This is a genomic window from Alsobacter sp. (assembly GCF_059501845.1).
This window is the reverse complement of sequence record NZ_JCACDK010000004.1, coordinates 59,361-77,162: the sequence shown is the minus strand read 5'-3', so window position 1 is coordinate 77,162 and position 17,802 is coordinate 59,361. Positions and strand designations below refer to the sequence as shown.

The following is a 17,802-nucleotide window of genomic DNA, read 5'->3' as shown; positions in this document are numbered from 1 at the left end:
GCATCCATGAGCGCACCCGCCGCCCCAGGCTCTCCGGAGTCCGGCCTGTCTCCGGTACCAGCCGTTTCCGTCGTCGTGCCCGTGCGAAACGAGGCAGGCAACATCGCGCCGCTTGTCGCTGAGATCGAGGCCGCCTGCGCGGCGCTGGGTGCGTTCGAGGTCGTCTACGTCAATGACGGGTCGACCGACGCCACGCCCGCCACCCTGGCCGGCCTGGCATCGGACCGTCCCTGGCTTCGCGCGGTCTCGCACGCGCGGTCCTGCGGCCAGAGCGCGGCCGTCCGGACCGGCATCAGGAAGGCGCGCGGGGCGGTCGTGGTCACCATCGACGGGGACGGACAGAACGATCCCGCCTACATCCCCAAGCTCGTCGCCGCACTGGACGCGGCGGGTCCGAGGGCCGGGCTCGCGGCGGGCCAGCGCCTTGGACGCAAGGACACCGGGTTCAAGAAGCTGCAGTCGCGCATCGCCAATGCCGTCCGCGGCGCCGTGCTGCGGGACGGGACACGCGACACGGGCTGCGGCCTGAAGGCGGTCCGTCGAGAGGTGTACCTGTCGCTGCCCTATTTCGACGCGCTGCACCGGTTCATGCCGGCGCTCGTTCGCCGGGAGGGCTACGACGTCGTGCTCGTCGACGTCGTCGACCGTCCGCGACTGACCGGCGTCTCCAACTACGGCTTCTTCGACCGGCTCTGGGTCGGCATTCTCGACCTGATGGGGGTCTGGTGGCTGATCCGGCGGCGCAGGGCCGTTCCCGAGGTCAAGGATATCGCCTGATGCTTCTGGCCTTCTCGCACGGCCTCCGCGACTATCTGTGGGACGTTTTCGTTGCGCGGTTCGATTTCTGGCTGGCCTTCGGCATCGTGGCGCAGTTGCTGTTCACGGCGCGCTTCATCGTGCAGTGGATCGCCAGCGAGAAGGCCGGGCGGAGCGTCATGCCGATGGCATTCTGGGTGTTCTCGATTACCGGCGGGATGATGACGCTGGTCTACGGGCTGGTGAAGCGCGAGCCGATCATCATCCTGGGACAGGCCCTGGCGGTCGGTATCTACGTGCGCAACATCATGTTCGTTCTGCGCGAGAAGCGCGACGGATCCGCTTCGTGAGCCTGTCGTCCTCCGTCGCCGACCCCGCCTTGCGGGACATGCTGGAAACGGCCTTTCGCCTGCTCGCCCGCGGTACCGCCGACCGGCGCTCTCCCTGCCACACGCCGTCGGTGGCGACGATCGGCGAGGATGGTACGCCTCGCGCAAGGATCGTCGTGCTGCGCGCATTCGACCCCGCGGTGCCGTCGCTGCGCTTTCACACCGATGTTCGTTCGCCCAAGTGGCGGGAGCTGGCTGCAAAGCCGGAGGTCGCTCTCCTCTTCTATGATCCCGGCGCCAAGCTGCAGGTCCGTGCGGAGGCTGTGGCGGCTCTCCACCACGGGGATGCGGATGCGGATGCTGCTTGGACGACGTCGCAGCCGATGAGCCGCGTCTGCTACGGAACGTCGCCTGCGCCCGGCACTGCCATCGCGTCGGGAGACGCGTTCTCGCTGCCGGAAACCGACGATGCCATCGCCGCGGGCCGCATCAATTTCGGCGCCGTCGTCTGTCGCATCCGCCGGCTGGACGTGCTGCATCTCGACCATTCCGGCCATCGCCGGGCCGCGTTCGACTTTGTCGCGGGCGTGACGGGGTCGTGGCTGGCTCCTTGAGCCTAAGCAGGCTCCAGCCGGGCCAGTCCGGCCTCGAGGTCCGCAATCAGGTCCTGAGGATCTTCCAGGCCGATATGAAGGCGCAGGGTCGGCCCGGCCGGCGTCCACGAGCCGGTCGACCGGATGGGCGCCCCGTCGAACAGCGTCACGAGGCTTTCGTACCCTCCCCAGGAGGCCCCGATGCCAAAGAGCGTCATCCCGTCGACAAAGGCGTCCACCGAAGCGGGCAGGGCAGGGCGGAGCACGATCGAGAAGAGCCCCGAGGCCCCTGTGAAGTCGCGCTTCCAGAGTTCATGGCCGGGTGCGCCGGGCAGGGCGGGGTAGAGCACCTTCTCGACCTCCGGCCTGCCGGAGAGCCACTCTGCCACGACAAGCGCAGAGCTCTGGTGCTGTGCCAACCGGAGAGGCAGGCTCCGCAGGCCGCGCAGCGCGAGGAAGACATCCTCCGGGCCGGGCCCGTTGCCGAGGTCGGCATAGGCGTCGCGCACCGTGCGAAGGTAGGCTTCCGTGACGGAGATCATCCCCAGCAGCATGTCGGAGGCGCCGCTCGCGTACTTCGTGCCCGCCTCGATGCAGATATCCACGCCTTTCGCATGTGCGTCGAAGAAAAGCGGGGTCGCCCAGGTATTGTCCATGAGAACCGCCGCGCGGCGGGCGTGCGCGGCCTCCGCGATCGCCGGGATGTCCTGCACCTCGAAGGTCAAGGAGCCGGGCGACTCGACATAGACTGCCGTCGTCTCGGGGCGGATCAGGTCGGCAATGCCGGCGCCGATCGCGGGATCATAGAAGGTCGTGGTGACGCCGAAGCGCTTCAGGAGCTTCTGGCAGATGCGGCGGGTCGGGTAGTAGGCGCTGTCGGTCACCAGCACGTGGCCGCCTGCCTGGGTGACGGCGAGGAGTGACGTGGCGACTGCCGCGAGGCCCGAGGGGACGAGCACCGTTCCCGCAGCTCCGGTCAGCTCCGTCCATGCCTCCTCGAGCGAGGCGATCGTCGGGCTCTCCTGGCGTCCGTAGTTGAAGCGGCCCGTCCTGTCGCGGTATTCGGCCGCGCTCTTCGCCAGAACTGTCGAACCGCGGTAGATGGGAGTGTTGACGAAGCCGAACTGCTCGTCCGGATGCCGGCCGGCCATCATCAGACGCGTGCGTTTTCCGAGCCTGGCCTTGGCCTCAGGTGTCAGTTCTTTCATCGCTCGATCCGCGCAGGCACTGGTTGTGAAGGGGCGGGGGTCCGCTGCACTTGCACGAATGGCCCTCGCAGCGTCAAGGCGGAGGCGCGTGCGCAGCCGCGGGCAGGCTTGACCGGCCCGGTAAACTCTACTGAGATGCAAGCGATCTGGGTCGGGCTTTGTTCCGGGAGGGGAATGGGGCGGCCACAGGGCCTGTGCCGCACGTCCGGTGCAGTCCGAACGACGACAGTGGGAGTCGATTGCCAATGAAAATGTTCGCTCTGTCCGCGGCCTTCGCCGCGACGATCGCCTTCGCCGGCACTGCCGCCCAGGCAGCCACGCTGGACAATGTGAAGCAGAAGGGCTTCCTGCAGTGTGGCGCCAACACGGGTCTCGCCGGCTTCGGCCAGCCGGACGCGCAGGGCAACTGGACGGGGCTCGACGTCGAGTTCTGCCGCGCCATCGCCGCAGCCATCTTCGACGATCCGACGAAGGTCAAGTTCGTACCGCTCTCCGCCAAGGACCGCTTCACGGCGCTCCAGTCGGGCGAAGTGGACGTCCTCGTCCGCAACTCGACTTGGACCATGTCGCGCGACACCTCGCTCGGCCTGAACTTCACGGGTGTCAACTACTATGACGGCCAGGGCTTCATGGTTCGCAAGAGCCTGAAGATCGCCTCGGCGCTCGAGCTCAGCGGGGCGTCCATCTGCGTCCAGCAGGGCACCACGACCGAGCTGAACCTGGCCGACTACTTCCGCGCCAACAAGCTGGAGCTGAAGTCGGTCACCTTCGCCACGTCCGACGAAACGCTGAAGGCCTACGACGCCGGCCGCTGCGACGCCTTCACGACGGACGCCTCCGGCCTCTACGCCGAGCGCCTCCGCCTCGCCAAGCCTGACGAGCACCTCGTCCTGCCCGAGATCATCTCCAAGGAGCCGCTCGGACCAGCCGTCCGCCACGGCGACGACCAATGGTTCGACCTGATCAAGTGGACGCTCTACGCCATGATCACGGCCGAGGAACTCGGCGTGACGCAGGCCAGCCTCGAGGCGAGCATGAAGTCGGAGAATCCCGACATCAAGCGTCTGCTCGGGACTGAGGGCAAGTTCGGCGAAGGCATCGGCCTGACCAACGACTGGGCGGTGCGGATCATCAAGCACGTCGGAAATTACGGCGAGAGCTTCGAGCGCACCGTCGGCCAGGGTTCGCCGCTGAAGATCGCGCGCGGACTGAACGGCCTCTGGTCGAAGGGCGGCCTGCAATACGCTCCTCCGATCCGCTGATACCGCTGAGGGCGGCGCGCGGCGCGCCGCCCTTTCCGGCACACGGCTTGCAGAACGCAGTCGCGCGGAACGGAGGTCGGAATGGTGGATCAGACTGTCGGGTCGGCCCAGCCTGATCGCGTAGCGTTGTGGAACAATCCGCGGGTCCGGTCGACCGTCTTCCAGGTCGTCGTCGTTCTCCTCGTGGCCTTTCTTGCCTGGGAGGCCATCAGCAACGCCAACGAGAACCTGCGGGCGCAGAAGATCGCGCGCGGTTTGGGCTTCTGGGACACGGTCGCCGGGTTCCCGATCAGTCAGACGCTGATCCCGTATTCTGAATCGATCAGCAGCTACGGGCAGGCCTTCTGGGTCGGCCTTCTCAACACACTCCTTGTCGCGGTCATCGGCATCGTCCTGGCGACGGTTCTCGGCTTCACGATGGGCGTGGCGCGCCTGTCCCGGAACATCCTCGTCGCCGGCGTGGCACGCTGGTACGTGGAGATCGTGCGCAACATCCCGCTGCTGCTGCAGTTGCTGTTCTGGTACAACGCCGTTCTCAAGGCGCTTCCGGCGGTTCGCGACAGCTACCAGCTGCCGTTCTCCACCGCTCTCAACCAGCGCGGCCTGTTCATGCCGCGGCCTCTGCCCGGCGACGGTTTCGACTTCGTCATTGCGGCATTCTTCGCCGGCATCGTCGGTTCGATCTTCTTCCGGGCCTGGGCGAGCCGGCGCCAGATGGCGACGGGCCAGCAGGCCCCGGTGCTGACTGTGACCCTGGCGCTTGTCGTCGGGTTGCCCGTGCTGGTTTTCCTCTTGCTGGGAAGGCCGCTCGCCTTCGAGTATCCGCAAGCCGGCCGGTTTAACATCTCCGGCGGGCTGAACGTGCAGCCGGAGTTCCTGGCGTTGCTCTTCGGCCTGGTGCTCTATACCGGAGCCTTCATCACCGAAGTGGTTCGGGCCGGCATCATGGCGGTGTCGCGGGGGCAGACCGAGGCGGCCAGCGCTCTCGGCCTGCGACCGAACCTGACGACGCGGCTGATCATCATTCCCCAGGCGCTCAGGGTCATCATCCCGCCGCTGACCAGCCAGTACCTGAACCTCGTCAAGAACTCGACGCTGGCAGTGTTCATCGGCTACCCCGACCTCGCCAACGTGTTCACCGGAACGGTGCTGAACCAGACGGGGCAGGCCATCGAGGTCGTCGGCATCACCATGCTGGTGTACCTCACCATCAGCCTCGTCACGTCGTTTGCGATGAACGTCTACAATGGCCGCAAGGCCCTGGTCGAACGGTGAGGGCGCGCCGATGAGCAGCATCGCCGACATGACCGACAGCCCCGTCGACTCGGGGACAGCCTACGTCCGAACCGCGGCGCTCGATCCCTCGCCGCCGCCGTCCTCGGTCGCGGGGCCTTGGGCCTGGGTGCGGACCCATTTGCTGTCGGGGCCGTTCAACATCGCCATGACGATCCTGATCCTGGCCCTCATGCTGTGGATCATCCCGCCTTTCCTGAACTTCGTGTTCTTCGACGCCGTGTGGTCCGGGAAGGACCGCGAGGCCTGCATCCTCACCGAGCAGCGGCCCGTCGTCGGTGCATGCTGGGCCTTCGTGCGCGACCGTGCCGCCTACTTCACCTACGGGTCCTATCCGGTCCCGCAGCGCTGGCGGGTGGACGTGTTCTTCGCGCTGCTGGCGATCGGGGTCGTATGGCTGCTGTGGCTGAGGGCTCCCCGCCGCGACATCGGCGCAGTCTATTTCTTCATCGCCCTTCCGGTGCTGTCCTACATCCTCCTCATCGGCTGGCCTGCGATTGGCCTGCCGTTCGTCGAGACGAACCTGTGGGGCGGGATCCTCGTCACCATCGTCTGCTCGGCTGTGGGCATCGTCGTGTCGTTGCCCGTCGGCATCCTGCTCGCACTGGGGCGGCGATCGGCGATGCCCGCCATCCGGCTCGTCTCGGTGATCTACATCGAGTTTGTCCGTGGCGTGCCGCTGATCACGGTGTTGTTCATGGCCAGCGTGATGCTGCCGCTGTTCGTGCCGCCCTTCCTGCAGCCTGACAAGCTGCTGAGGGCGCTGATCGGTATCGCTCTCTTTGCCGCCGCCTACATGGCCGAGGTGGTTCGCGCCGGCCTGCAGGCGCTGCCCAAGGGTCAGTACGAGGGCGCGATGGCGCTGGGGCTGCCCTACGGGCAGATGATGCGCCTCATCGTGCTTCCGCAGGCGCTGAAGATCACGATCCCCAACATCGTCAACACCTATATCGGCCTGTTCAAGGACACGACGCTCGTCGTCATCGTCGGCATTTTCGACTTCCTGAAAGCCATCGAGGCGGCCCGCATCGACCCCGTCTGGGCCGCGCCGACGGTGAGCACGACCGGCTACCTCTATGCCGCCGTCTTCTACTTCATCTGCTGCTACGCCATGTCCCGCTACGCGCGCTCCGTCGAGCAGCGCCTTGCGGTCGCCGACAAACGATAGGGACCACGAGCATGAGCGCCGCTCCCGCCAGCCTGAAGCCGACCAACCTGCGCACCACCACCGCCATCGAAATGCAGGCCGTCAACAAGTGGTACGGCGAATTCCATGTCCTTCGCGACATCAACCTGACCATCGGGCGCGGTGAACGCGTGGTCGTGTGCGGCCCGTCGGGGTCGGGCAAGTCGACGATGATCCGTTGCGTCAACAGGCTCGAGGAGCACCAGAAGGGCCGCATCGTCGTCGATGGCGTGGAACTGACGAACGATCTCAAGCGCATCGACGAGATCCGGCGCGAGGTCGGCATGGTGTTCCAGCATTTCAACCTGTTCCCGCACCTCACTATTCTCGAAAACTGCACGCTCGCCCCGATCTGGGTGAAGAAGATGCCGAAGAAGGAGGCCGACGAGGTCGCGATGCACTACCTCCGGCGCGTCAAGATTCCTGAGCAGGCCAACAAGTACCCAGGCCAGCTTTCGGGCGGACAGCAGCAGCGTGTCGCCATCGCGCGCGCACTCTGTATGAGCCCGAAGATCATGCTCTTCGACGAGCCCACTTCCGCACTCGACCCCGAGATGGTGAAGGAGGTGCTCGACACGATGGTCTCGCTGGCGCAGGACGGCATGACCATGATCTGCGTGACGCACGAGATGGGCTTCGCACGACAGGTCGCCAACCGGGTCATCTTCATGGATGCCGGCCAGATCGTGGAGGCGAACACGCCGGAGGAGTTCTTCCTGCATCCCCAGCACGAACGCACCAAGCTCTTCCTCAGCCAGATCCTGCACTGAGCTCGCCAGGGGCGGACCATGCGCGCCGTCCTGCTTTTCTCGGCGCTCGGCATCCTCGTCGTCGTGGGGGCCGTGCGGGCTCTCGGCAACCGCGCCGTGGTGCTCGCGACCTCCTGTATCGCGGCTGGAGCCATCGTGGCGCTGGCGGGAATCCTCGCCGTCGATTGCGGGCAGTGCCACACGGCATCCCTGGTGGTGGCGGCCTTCGCCTCGGCGCCCTTCTGGGCGGCCGGCCTGATCGCGCTGGTCATCGCCGGAGCAGATGCCTGGCACCGCGGATGGCTTACCGCCATCGTGCTCATCGGGGCGGTTCAGGCCGCCTGGGCGGCGCCCGTCGTGAGCGCCGCGACATGGGGCGGGCGATGCCCTTGCGAAGGGTTTTGGTGGACCTCAGCCACGTCTGGACTGGCCGCCATCGGTTCGGACCGCTGGCTGGGGCTGCTCTTCCTCGCCGAGGCGGTGCTGGCCGTGGTCATCGGCTGGCGGGCCTATCGCCAGCCGGCGCGGAGCTGAAAGCCGTGATCCCGGGCTTCCGCCCTGATCGGCACTGAAGCGGGCTACGACGGACCGGTCGCGACAGGCTTGTCTTCGCGGCTGCCCCATTCGGTCCATGACCCGTCGTACAGCGACCGGATCGGCTTGCCGAGCGTCTCGAGGCCGACCGCCAGGATGGCGGCGGTCACGCCGGAGCCGCAGCTGGTGATGACGGGGCGGTCCAGATCGACGCCTGCCGATTTGAAGGCCGCCTCGATCTGCGCCGCTGGCCGGAGTTTCCCGTCCGCGATGATCGACGTTGCCGGCACGTTCAGGGCGCCCGGCATATGGCCCGACCGCACGCCAGGGCGCGGCTCGGGGGTGTCGCCGCGAAAGCGATCCGCCGGCCGGGCATCGACCACCTGCGAGGAGCCTGCCGAAAGCGCCTGCTCGACGGCCGCGAGATCGGCGACCGCGGAATGGTTCAGGCGCGGCGTGAACACCGCCGTGCGGCGGCGGGCCGGATCGTCGGTCCAGGGCCGGGCGGCGCTGCGCCATGCGGGGGCGCCACCTTCGAGGATGGAGACGTCGTCCGCCCCGAAGGTGCGGAAGGTCCACCACACGCGCGGTGCGGAGAACAGCCCCGCGCCGTCGTAGACGACGATCCGCATGCCGTCGCCGATACCGAGCGCGCCGACGTCGCGGGCGAAATCCTCAGGGCGCGGCAGCATGTGCGGGAGCCCCGTCGAGTCGTCCACGATCCGATCGACGTCGAAGAACACGGCGCCCGGTATATGACCGGCCGCGTATTCCGCGCGAGGGTCGCGCTGGTGCGCCGGGAGGTACCAGGATCCGTCGACCACAACGAGGTCGGGCGCGGAGAGATGAGCCTCCAGCCATTCGGCCGTTACGAAGGGACTGGCCATGCGCGTCTCCTGTTCGGGTCAGGCGAGAGCGATCCGCACGCGGCGGTTCTGCTTGCCCTTCTTCTCGATGCCCGTGATCAGCACCGTACCGATTTCGCCGGTGTTGCGCACATGCGTGCCGCCGCATGGCTGCAGGTCGATGCCCTCGATTTCCACAAGCCTCACGCGGCCGGAACCGCGCGGCGGCTGCACCGACATGGTCTTGACGAGCCCTGGATTGGCGTCGAGCTCCTCGTCGGTGATCCAGCGGTCGCCGACCGCGGCGTTGCGACCGATGAGTTCATTGAGCTTCGTCGTGATCTCGTCCGTGTCGAGTCCGGCATCCGGGATATCGAAGTCGAGACGGCCCTCGCCGTCGCCTATCGAGCCTCCGGTTACGGGATAGGGCAGCACGGAAGTGAGGAGATGCAGCGCGGTGTGGATGCGCATGCGCGCGTGCCGCACATCCCAGTCGATGGCGGCCGTCACCGTTTCGCCGGTAGCGGGAGGTTGGGCGCCGTCGGCCAGCACGTGAAGGACAGTCGTCTTGTCCGGCCCGTAAACCGCGGTCGTGACCGGCAGCGTCCGCCCGGTGCCGTCGACCAGCGTCCCGGAGTCGCCGGGCTGGCCGCCGCCCATCGCATAGAACACCGTCCGGTCGAGAATGACCCGACCCGCCTCGTCGAGCCCTGCGACCTCCGCGGAGGTGGACCGCGCATACGCGTCGTCGCGAAAAAGCAGGATCGTACCCATCTCGTCTCCGTGCCGGGACGCCTGTCCAAGACTATCGAGTACCGTTCGATGCCGGGCCCGGCAAGCGTCTCCCTGCGTTCCCGCGCGGCAACGCTTCGCATGGCGTAAGCGCTGCCGTGGGGATATATTGACCGGGGACTGCGTTATGGACGATCGATGCCGGAGCCGTGATCCGGTTGGGGTAGAGGCACGTAAGTCTGATGAGATTGACAGTCCGGACCGTCACGGGTCCGGACAGGGCGATACGGAAGGTCGAGCTTGAGCCTGCATCATTTCACACCGGCGCCAGAGCGTCCGATCGACGAGTTGCTCGCTGGCTACGCGGCGGGGACACTGAGCCCGCCGTTGCAGTCCCTCGTGGCTGCGCACCTCTGCCTGAAGCCCGACAATCGAGGCTTCGTGGCAGCGATGGAGGCCATGTGCAGCCGCGCGATCGAGGAGACGCATCCGTGCGCCATCCGCGACAGGGATGCCAAGCTCGCCGCGATTTTCTCGGATGGCGGAGAGCCTGCTCCCGCCCGTTCCGATACGCCATGCACGATCCTGCCCCCGCCGCTGAAGTCGCTTCTGAAGCGCGGGATCTCGGAGGTGCCGTGGAAGACCCGGCTGCCCGGCATCAAGGAGTTCAAGGTTTCCGGGCAGAGTGACGCCGAGTCGACTTTGTACTGGATCCGGCCGGGCCGGGTGATGCCTTCGCACACCCATGACGGATCCGAGGTGACCCTCGTCCTGCGCGGCGGGTTCTCCGACTCCACGGGTCACTATCGCCGGGGTGATATCGCCGTCGCCGACAGCGATCTCGACCATCATCCGCGGGCCGACGAGGACGAGGACTGCATCTGCTTCGCGGTGATCGACGCTCCGCTCCGGCTGACGGGGCCTGTTGGCAGGCTGTTCCAGCGCTTCATTGGTCACTGACCAGCGAGCCGGCCTCACGGGGCCGGCGTCGCCCCATCAGCTTTCCTCCGTCGTATCCATCAGCTTCGACACGGGAGCGGACCCATGCCGTCCGGCTATCGCGCCACGCCCGGAGACGGGGTGGTCTGGATCACGGGTGCGAGTTCCGGCATCGGGCGGGCGGTCGCGCTTGAGATGGCCCGGCGTGGTTTCACGGTAGCTGCCAGCGCGCGCCGGCGCGAGGAGTTGGAGAGCCTGGCTGCAGAGTCCGGCGGTCGGGTCCACGCCTATCCCTGCGACGTCACCGACCAGGCGGGCCTCGCGGCGGCGATCGAGGCCATCGAGGCCGCGCATGGCCCCATCACGCTCGCTTTCCTCAACGCAGGGACCTACTACCCCGACACCGGCGTGCTGTTCGACGCCGCGCTGGTGAAGCGAACCTTCGACATCAACGTGGGCGGCGTTGCCAACGCGCTCGAGCCCTTGCTGCGCCTGATGACGGAACGCGGGCGTGGGCAGATCGCGATCAACGCGTCGGTCGCGGGGTATGGCGGGCTGCCGCGCTCGGCTGCCTATGGTGCCACGAAGGCTGCGCTGATCAACATGGCGGCAAGCCTGAAGTTCAGCGGCGACGCGGCGGGCGTGACCATCCAGGTCGTGTGCCCGGGCTTCGTGAAGACGCCGCTGACCGACAAGAACGACTTTCCCATGCCGTTCCTGATCGGGGTGGAGGACGCGGCGCGGCGGATCTGCAATGGCTTCGCCAATGCCGGCTTCGAGATCGCCTTCCCACGCCGGATGGCGTGGCTGCTCAAGGCTCTCAACCTTCTTCCCTACAGCGTCTACTTCCCGCTCGTCGGAAGTGCCCTCGGCGGCAAACGCTGAAGCCAAGAGACAAGGCCGTCATGCCCTTGCGGCGGCTTCGATCCGGCTCCGGATCGATGCATGAGCGGCCGCGTCGAGCGGGAAGCCCCAGATCGCCGCGATCGCCGCGAGCTTCAGGACGACGGGCACGCCGGCATAGAGCACAGCCAGCCCGGTGAGGCCCGCCGGGCTCGTCAATCCCGCGCCGGGATCAAATCCAAGCATGCCGAGCACCGGAAAGGCGATCCCCACAGCCCCGGCGAGCGCCAGCTTCGTCGCGAGCGCCCAGACCGACAGATAGAGCCCGGCGCGCTCCTCACCCGATTCGGCCGTATCGACATCGATCACATCGGCCTGAATCGAGGCCGGAAGAATCACGTCGGCGCCAAGGGCGAGGCCGGTCACGACGACCACTGCTGCGAAGAGAACAACGTCCCCGGGGCCGAGCAGGTTTGCCGGCAGGAAGCCGGCACACGCCAGGATAATCCCCAGCGACCAGGCCCGGTGCTTCGACGTCCGGCGCGCGAGCCAGAGCCAGAACGGGACCCCGGCGATTCCACACACGAAGTAGAGCACCAGAAGCGGACCGGCGGCACTCTCCGCCTCCAGCCTGTGGCGGACGTAGAAGAGGAAGAGCGTGGCAGGAAGCCCGTTGGCGAGCCCGTTGAGGAGAAACGCAGCGATCAGCCGGCGGAACGGCCGGTTGGCGGCCATGTGCTTCCAGCGTGCCACTCCACTCAGGCGGGACCGCGACCGCTCGACAGGTTCGGGAACCGTGCGGACGGCGATCAGGGCCGTCAGGGGAAGCAGCATCGCGACTGCGACCGCGAAGGTCGTCAGCACCGCCCTGTCGCCGGGAATGCCGAAGGCGGGAAGGATGGCCGGGGTGGCCAGCGCCAGCAGCGTGCCGACGACGGTGAAGGTTTCGCGCCAGGCCGTAACGCGGTTGCGACCGGCATAGGAACGCGAGAGTTCAGCCCCCCAGGCGGAGTAGGGGATCTGGATCGTCGTCCATGCCACGGACAGCACGCACCCCCACAGCGCGAGGTGCAGGAGACCTGCACCGGCGGGCGGCGAGAACACCTGCCACGCCCCCGCCACCACGCCGGGCACGGCCGCAGCCACCCAAAGCCTGCGGCGCCCGAGGCGCGGCCGGAACCTGTCGGCCAGGACGCCGACCAGCGGGTCGCTGAACGCGTCGAGGAGCCTGACGCCAAAGAGTACCTGGCCTACGGCCGCGATCGCCAGCCCAAACTCGCCTGCGTAGAAGGCGGGGACGAGCACGTAGAAGGGCAGGGCGATGATGGCGAGCGGGAGGGCAGGGGCGGCATAGGCCGCCAGCCGCGCGGAGGAGGGTTCCTCGTCGCCGCCGGCCGGCGCGGGCTGGCCGGTCACGTGGACTTGGCGAACACGACCTGCCTGACGTCGATGTTGCCGGCGCGGAAGCCGGCCTCGCAGTAGGACAGGTAGTAGGTCCACATCCGCTTGAAGCGCTCGTCGAAGCCCAGCGGCGCAAGATGCGGCCACGCGTCGACGAACTTCTCGCGCCACGCCGCGACGGTGATGCCGTAGTCGCGCCCGAAGATGCGCTCGCCTGCCACGGTCAGGCCGACCTTCTCGCCGAGCTGGCGCAGTCCCGAAGGGGAGGGCAGCATCCCGCCTGGGAAAATGTACCGGCGGATGAAGTCGATCTCCCGCCTGTACGTTTCGAAGAAGCGGTCCTGGATCGTGATGATCTGAAGTCCGGCGCGCCCGCCCGCTGCCAGCCGGTCCCTGAGCTGCTGGAAGTAGACAGGCCAGTATTCCTCGCCGACCGCCTCGAACATTTCAATCGAGGCAATCCGGTCGAACGTGCCCGTCTCGTCGCGGTAGTCGCGCAGCTGGATGTCGACCTTCTCCGCCAGCCCCTGCTCGAAGATGCGGCGGCGCGCGTAGTCGAACTGTTCCTGGGAGATGGTGAGGCCGGTGACGCGGCAGCCGATCTCCCTGGCCGCGAACTCGGCGAAGCCTCCCCAGCCGCAGCCGATCTCCAGCACGTGGTGGCCGGGCTCGATTCCGGTGGCCCGGGCGAGTTCCCGGTACTTGCGTGTCTGGGCGGATGACAGGTCGTTGTCGCCCTCGGCGAACAGAGCCGAGGAGTAGGTCATCGTCGGGTCGAGCCACGCCTCGTAGAAGGCGTTGCCGAGGTCGTAATGCGCGTGGATGTTGCGCCGCGAGCCCGACTTCGTGTTGCGGTTCAGCCAGTGGCGCACCTGCTGGATCCAGCGGACGACCGGGCGGTTCTCCAGCATCTGCGCGATCAGGGCGTGGTTGGCGCAGAACACCTCCAGGAAGGCGGTCAGGTCCGGCGTCTCCCACTCCCCGCGGAGGTAGGCCTCCGCGATACCGATGTCTCCCGATCCGATGAGGCGCCGGGCAAAGGCGTAGTTCTTGACGAAGATCTCGGCATCCGGGCCCGGCAGCTTGCCTCCGAAGCGGAAGATCCGGCCATCGGGCATGCGTGCCGTGAGAGTGCCGGCTTCCAGCCGCGCGGCGAAGGCGAAGGCCTGGCGCACGGCGAAAGGCAGGCCACGCGTGGCGCGCGACACCGAATCGGGGCCCAGCCCGATTGGCGATGTCTTGGCGATGGTGCCGCGTTCGAGGATCGTCGTCATGGTCATGGCGCAAAAGCCTTGGTCGAAGGGCCCGTCACGGCGTCGGCGCGGGCGGCATTGGCCTGGCGGGGAGACGGCGGCGCCAGCGGCTCGCCGTCATGGCTGAGGGGAGGAGGCGCGACAGGCCGCGGCACCATGCGCAGACCCTTCAGCCAGAGCTTCAGTGCTTCCCAGTGAATGGCAGCAACGACCTTCAGCGTCAGCAATGGAAAACGCGCCCATGCTGCCAACAGTGCGGCCGAGGTCAAGGCACGGCGGCTGCCGTGGAATGTCGCAGCCAGATGGGGTCCGCCGGAGTCGGTAGCGAGAATGCGGATGGCGATGTCGTCGGTCGGCGGGCGCAGGCGGAAGAGATAGTCCATGTCCACCGCGTTGAACGGCGAGACATAGAACAGCTTGCGCCGGCTCTGCCGCAGACCCGCGGCGCTCATCTCGCCGGCGCGGACCGGCGCGACATAGGTGTGGTGCTCCCCGAACGTGTTGCGGACCTCGTAGACGGCCGCGGCCAGTCCGCCATCCCGGCCGTAGCAGAAGTAGACGGACAGGGGATCGAAGACGTAGCCCATCACCCGCGGGTAGCATTGCAGCAGCACGCGGCCGTCGGTGAGGTCCAGGCCGGCATCGGCGAGGACCCGGCCCACCCACGCCCGCAGGGACGTCCCGTCCCTCGGCCCGTGATCGGACTGGCGAAAGCTCCAGAGGTTGAACCGGTCCACCGAAAAAAACGGGCTTGCCCGATCCGCATCATCCAGCCGGTCGAGATCGATGAGAAGCGACACGACCTCATAGGTGAATCGATGCGACGCAGGCTTCATCCGCGCATGCATGACGCTCCCGACATAGAGCGATGCTGGTTCGGCGGGTGGCGCGAAGGCCTGGGCCGTCATTCTGCCGCCTCGGCAAACGGGACCGCGTCCCGGGTGGGACCGGCGCGCCACGACACGCTGGCGCCCAGCGCCTCGGCCACGTCGAGACCCGAGGCGAGCCCGTCCTGGTGGAAGCCGTAGGCGGTCCAGGCTCCGCAGTACCAGATGCCACCGTTGCCCTGGATCTCGTGCAGTTGCCTTTGCGCTGCGATGGCCGCGGCGTTGTATTGCGGATGCGCGTAGGAGTAGCGCCCGAAAGTGAGGTGCTCGGCCGGCGGCTGCGGAGGATTGAGCGTCACGAACACCGGCTTCGACCGGTCAATGCGCTGCAGCGCGTTCATCCAGTAGGACACGCAGAGGTCCGCCTCGGGGTCGTCGCCCTGGATGACGTTCCATGCTGACCAGGCCCGGCGCCGGCGCGGCATGAGGCTCGCGTCCCGGTGCAGCCAGACATCGTTGTCGCGGAAGCCGATCGAACCCAGCACATGCGTTTCAGCCGGTGTCGGATCCGACAGCAGGGCGAGGGCCTCGTCGGAATGCGTCGCCATGACGACGTGGTCGAACGTTTCGGCCGTTCCCGAGGCGTCGGTCACGATGATCCCTGCGGATGTCCGCCGGACCGAAACCACCGGACACCCAGACCTGATCCGGTGGCGGAAGGGCTCGGTTATGCGCTCGACATAGGAGCGGCTGCCCCCGACCACCGAGCGCCAGACCGGCCGCTCCCATTGCAGGAGGTGATGATTTTCGAAGAAGGCGACGAAGCTCTCGGCCGGGAAGCGCAGCATGGCGGCCGCCGACATTGACCAGATCGCGGCACCCATCGGGATCAGGTAATCGTCGCGGAACCGGCGGGAGTAGCGACCCTGTGCGAGGTACTCGCCCAGCGACAGGCCGGCGAGGGAGCCCGAGGCGCGGTCGCGGATCGCGGCGCGGTTGAACCGCAGCACCTCGAGCAGCATCCCGATATAGCCGGGGGAGAGCAGGTTGCGGCGCTGCGCGAAGAGGCCGTTCGCGACGTCGTAGGTGCGGCCGCACCATTCGAACCGGCCACCGCGAGCCGACACTGCGAAACTCATGTCGGAGGCCAGGGTCTCGACGCCGAGTTCCGCGAGCAGGGCCGTGAAGTCGGGATAGTTCTTCTCGTTGTAGACGATGAAGCCGGTGTCGACCGGGATCGGTACGCCGTCGTAATCGACCGTGACGGTCGCGGAATGGCCGCCCAGCCGGGGCTCGCGCTCGTACACGGTGAGTTCGTGCGGCGTGCTCGTCGCCAGTGCGTAGGCGGCGCCGTTCCCGCTGATGCCCGTTCCGACGATGGCTACTCGCATGCCCACTCCCTCACGTCAGTCTGCCGTGTCGGAGGATATACGGGAGCCGGAGCCATCCGGTTTGAGCGAGGCAAGAGCGGCGAGAGCCCGGTCGCGCGCCCGCCCATGGTCGACCATTGGCCCGGGGTAGGTCTCGCCGAGCCGTACCCCGGCCTCCGCCAGCACGGCCGGGGATGCTTCCCAGGGACGGTGAACGACGGCGTTGGGAAGGCCGGCCAGTTCGGGGACCCAGCGCCTCACATAAATTCCGTCCGGGTCGAACTTCTCGCCCTGCGTGATGGGATTGAAGACGCGGAAGTAAGGAGCGGCGTCGGCGCCGGATCCCGCCACCCACTGCCAGCTGGCCGCGTTGTTGGCCGGGTCGGCATCAACGAGCGTGTCCCAGAAAAACTCCTCGCCCGCGCGCCAGTCGATCAGCAGATCCTTGACGAGAAACGACGCCACGATCATTCGCACCCGGTTGTGCATCCACCCCGTGCGCCAGAGCTGGCGCATTCCGGCGTCGACGATCGGAACCCCCGTCAAGCCGCGTTGCCACAAGCGTAAGCTTTTCCGGTCGTCGCGCCACGGGAAAGCGTCGAAGCGGCGCTGAAAATTCGTCCGGGCGAGGTCGGGATTGTGGAAAAGCAAGTGATAGGAGAACTCCCGCCAGCCGAGCTCGGTGTGGAACTTGGCGAGGTCCTTCTCTGTCGCGCGGATACGCCCGTCATGCAGCGCGTGGGCTGCCGCATGCCAGACCTGGCGCGGCCCGATCTCGCCGAAGCGCAGGCGCGGCGACAGGCTCGACGTTGCCGGCATGTCCGGACGGTCCCGGTTGCCGGCGTAGAGATGCAGGCCTTCCTCCAGGAACAAATCCAGCGCCTCGGCGGCTCCTGCCTCGCCGGGACGCCAGGTCTCGCGGAAACCGCCGGCCCAGTCCGGCTTCGTGGGCAGCAGGTCGAGGTCCTCCAGGCGAACGGCGCCTGAAACCGCCGGGAGTTCCGCACCCTTGATGGACGACGGGGCGGGGCGGGGCGGCGGCGGTTCGCCTGTCGCCATCGCCGCCCGCCAGAAGGGCGAGAACACCTTGAACGGGTCGCCTACCTTGGAGCGCACTTTCCACGGCTCATAGAGCAGCGAGGCGTTGTGGCTCGATGCGTCGATCCCGGCGGCCTTGAGGTCACCCTTCACGGCGGTGTCGACTGCGATCTCGGCGGCGCCGTAACGCCGGTTCCAATGCACGGCTGTCGCCCCGGTCTCGGTGACGCAGCGCAGGACGGCCTCCCGCGCGGGTTCCCGGAAAATCAGAAGCGGGACGCCATGGGCGCGGAGCGAGTCGCCCAGTGCGGTGAGGGAATGGTGCAGCCACCACAGCGACGCGCCGCCGGGCGCGCGCATGCCCTCGCTTTCAACGTCATGGACGTAGACGGCGATCACGGGCCCGCCGGAAGCGGCGGCTTCGGTCAGCGCGGGGTTGTCGGCAAGACGCAGGTCGTCACGGAACCAGACGATCGATGAAGACGGCATGACGACCCGGTCACGAGGATAGGAGACCCGCCTGGGCCAGAGCGGAGGTTACGCACCATGCCGGGGCATGGATCAGACGCAGTGGAGAAATGCACAGCCGGCTCAAAACCTCCCGCAGAACGACCGAAAGCGGCGGCCCGTCGGCAGCAAAAGCC

General features: G+C 67.4%; 18 protein-coding genes. 10 read left to right on the top strand and 8 right to left on the bottom strand.

Going from position 1 to position 17,802, the window contains the following annotated elements; all coding sequences use genetic code 11:
- The first annotated feature begins 6 nt into the window (after positions 1 to 6).
- The 3 genes from AC5JCN_RS05085 to AC5JCN_RS05075 are packed head-to-tail and all read left to right on the top strand — an operon-like array spanning position 7 to position 1,699.
- Positions 7 to 777, top strand: coding sequence for a glycosyltransferase family 2 protein (locus AC5JCN_RS05085; protein WP_495753942.1), 771 nt, complete (start codon positions 7 to 9; stop codon positions 775 to 777).
- Complete coding sequence (locus tag AC5JCN_RS05080; protein WP_495753941.1) at positions 777 to 1,106, top strand: lipid-A-disaccharide synthase N-terminal domain-containing protein; 330 nt, start codon at positions 777 to 779, stop codon at positions 1,104 to 1,106. Before AC5JCN_RS05085 ends, AC5JCN_RS05080 begins: the two co-directional genes overlap by 1 nt.
- Complete coding sequence (locus AC5JCN_RS05075; RefSeq protein WP_495753940.1) at positions 1,103 to 1,699, top strand: pyridoxamine 5'-phosphate oxidase family protein; 597 nt, start codon at positions 1,103 to 1,105, stop codon at positions 1,697 to 1,699. The genes AC5JCN_RS05080 and AC5JCN_RS05075 overlap by 4 nt, the downstream gene beginning before the upstream one ends.
- Before the next feature lie 2 nt (positions 1,700 to 1,701).
- Here the strand turns inward: AC5JCN_RS05075 and metC are convergent, their stop codons facing one another.
- The gene (metC, locus tag AC5JCN_RS05070; protein WP_495753939.1) at positions 1,702 to 2,886 is read right to left on the bottom strand and encodes a cystathionine beta-lyase; all 1,185 of its coding nucleotides are present in this window, start codon (positions 2,884 to 2,886) and stop codon (positions 1,702 to 1,704) included.
- Positions 2,887 to 3,131: 245 nt separating this feature from the next.
- Between metC and AC5JCN_RS05065 the strand changes: the two genes are divergently transcribed.
- The 5 genes from AC5JCN_RS05065 (at position 3,132) to AC5JCN_RS05045 (ending at position 7,910) form a co-directional block, all read left to right on the top strand.
- On the top strand, positions 3,132 to 4,148 hold the full coding sequence (locus tag AC5JCN_RS05065) for an amino acid ABC transporter substrate-binding protein (RefSeq protein WP_495753938.1): 1,017 nt from the start codon (positions 3,132 to 3,134) through the stop codon (positions 4,146 to 4,148).
- Positions 4,149 to 4,229: 81 nt separating this feature from the next.
- Complete coding sequence (locus tag AC5JCN_RS05060) at positions 4,230 to 5,423, top strand: amino acid ABC transporter permease (RefSeq protein ID WP_495753937.1); 1,194 nt, start codon at positions 4,230 to 4,232, stop codon at positions 5,421 to 5,423.
- Between the two features lie 10 nt (positions 5,424 to 5,433).
- Entirely contained in the window at positions 5,434 to 6,609 is a 1,176-nt protein-coding gene (locus AC5JCN_RS05055; RefSeq protein ID WP_495753936.1) for an amino acid ABC transporter permease, read from the top strand.
- 11 nt (positions 6,610 to 6,620) lie between these two features.
- Complete coding sequence (locus tag AC5JCN_RS05050) at positions 6,621 to 7,397, top strand: amino acid ABC transporter ATP-binding protein (protein WP_495753935.1); 777 nt, start codon at positions 6,621 to 6,623, stop codon at positions 7,395 to 7,397.
- Between the two features lie 18 nt (positions 7,398 to 7,415).
- Complete coding sequence (locus AC5JCN_RS05045) at positions 7,416 to 7,910, top strand: hypothetical protein (RefSeq protein WP_495753934.1); 495 nt, start codon at positions 7,416 to 7,418, stop codon at positions 7,908 to 7,910.
- A 44-nt stretch (positions 7,911 to 7,954) separates the two neighbouring features.
- Here the strand turns inward: AC5JCN_RS05045 and sseA are convergent, their stop codons facing one another.
- Positions 7,955 to 8,797 (bottom strand): 3-mercaptopyruvate sulfurtransferase, encoded by an 843-nt coding sequence (gene sseA, locus AC5JCN_RS05040; RefSeq protein ID WP_495753933.1) that lies wholly within the window; start codon positions 8,795 to 8,797, stop codon positions 7,955 to 7,957.
- 18 nt (positions 8,798 to 8,815) lie between these two features.
- On the bottom strand, positions 8,816 to 9,529 hold the full coding sequence (locus tag AC5JCN_RS05035) for an alanyl-tRNA editing protein (protein ID WP_495753932.1): 714 nt from the start codon (positions 9,527 to 9,529) through the stop codon (positions 8,816 to 8,818).
- Positions 9,530 to 9,787: 258 nt separating this feature from the next.
- On the opposite strand from AC5JCN_RS05035, the gene AC5JCN_RS05030 reads away from it, so the two are divergent.
- Positions 9,788 to 10,447 carry a ChrR family anti-sigma-E factor gene (locus AC5JCN_RS05030; protein WP_495753931.1) on the top strand — a complete coding sequence of 220 codons (660 nt, stop codon included), beginning with the start codon at positions 9,788 to 9,790 and terminating at the stop codon, positions 10,445 to 10,447.
- Between the two features lie 84 nt (positions 10,448 to 10,531).
- Positions 10,532 to 11,311: an SDR family NAD(P)-dependent oxidoreductase gene (locus AC5JCN_RS05025; RefSeq protein WP_495753930.1), complete on the top strand. Its 780-nt coding sequence runs from the start codon at positions 10,532 to 10,534 to the stop codon at positions 11,309 to 11,311.
- A gap of 18 nt (positions 11,312 to 11,329) precedes the next feature.
- Here the strand turns inward: AC5JCN_RS05025 and AC5JCN_RS05020 are convergent, their stop codons facing one another.
- From AC5JCN_RS05020 to AC5JCN_RS05000, 5 genes are read right to left on the bottom strand one after another with little or no spacing between them, the layout of a single operon-like run.
- On the bottom strand, positions 11,330 to 12,685 hold the full coding sequence (locus tag AC5JCN_RS05020; RefSeq protein ID WP_495753929.1) for an MFS transporter: 1,356 nt from the start codon (positions 12,683 to 12,685) through the stop codon (positions 11,330 to 11,332).
- Complete coding sequence (locus tag AC5JCN_RS05015; protein ID WP_495753928.1) at positions 12,682 to 13,950, bottom strand: class I SAM-dependent methyltransferase; 1,269 nt, start codon at positions 13,948 to 13,950, stop codon at positions 12,682 to 12,684. Before AC5JCN_RS05015 ends, AC5JCN_RS05020 begins: the two co-directional genes overlap by 4 nt.
- The gene (locus AC5JCN_RS05010; RefSeq protein WP_495753927.1) at positions 13,947 to 14,831 is read right to left on the bottom strand and encodes a DUF1365 domain-containing protein; all 885 of its coding nucleotides are present in this window, start codon (positions 14,829 to 14,831) and stop codon (positions 13,947 to 13,949) included. Before AC5JCN_RS05010 ends, AC5JCN_RS05015 begins: the two co-directional genes overlap by 4 nt.
- Positions 14,828 to 16,141: an NAD(P)/FAD-dependent oxidoreductase gene (locus AC5JCN_RS05005; protein WP_495753926.1), complete on the bottom strand. Its 1,314-nt coding sequence runs from the start codon at positions 16,139 to 16,141 to the stop codon at positions 14,828 to 14,830. Before AC5JCN_RS05005 ends, AC5JCN_RS05010 begins: the two co-directional genes overlap by 4 nt.
- A 15-nt stretch (positions 16,142 to 16,156) precedes the next feature.
- Entirely contained in the window at positions 16,157 to 17,647 is a 1,491-nt protein-coding gene (locus AC5JCN_RS05000) for a cryptochrome/photolyase family protein (RefSeq protein WP_495753925.1), read from the bottom strand.
- Positions 17,648 to 17,802 lie beyond the last annotated feature (155 nt).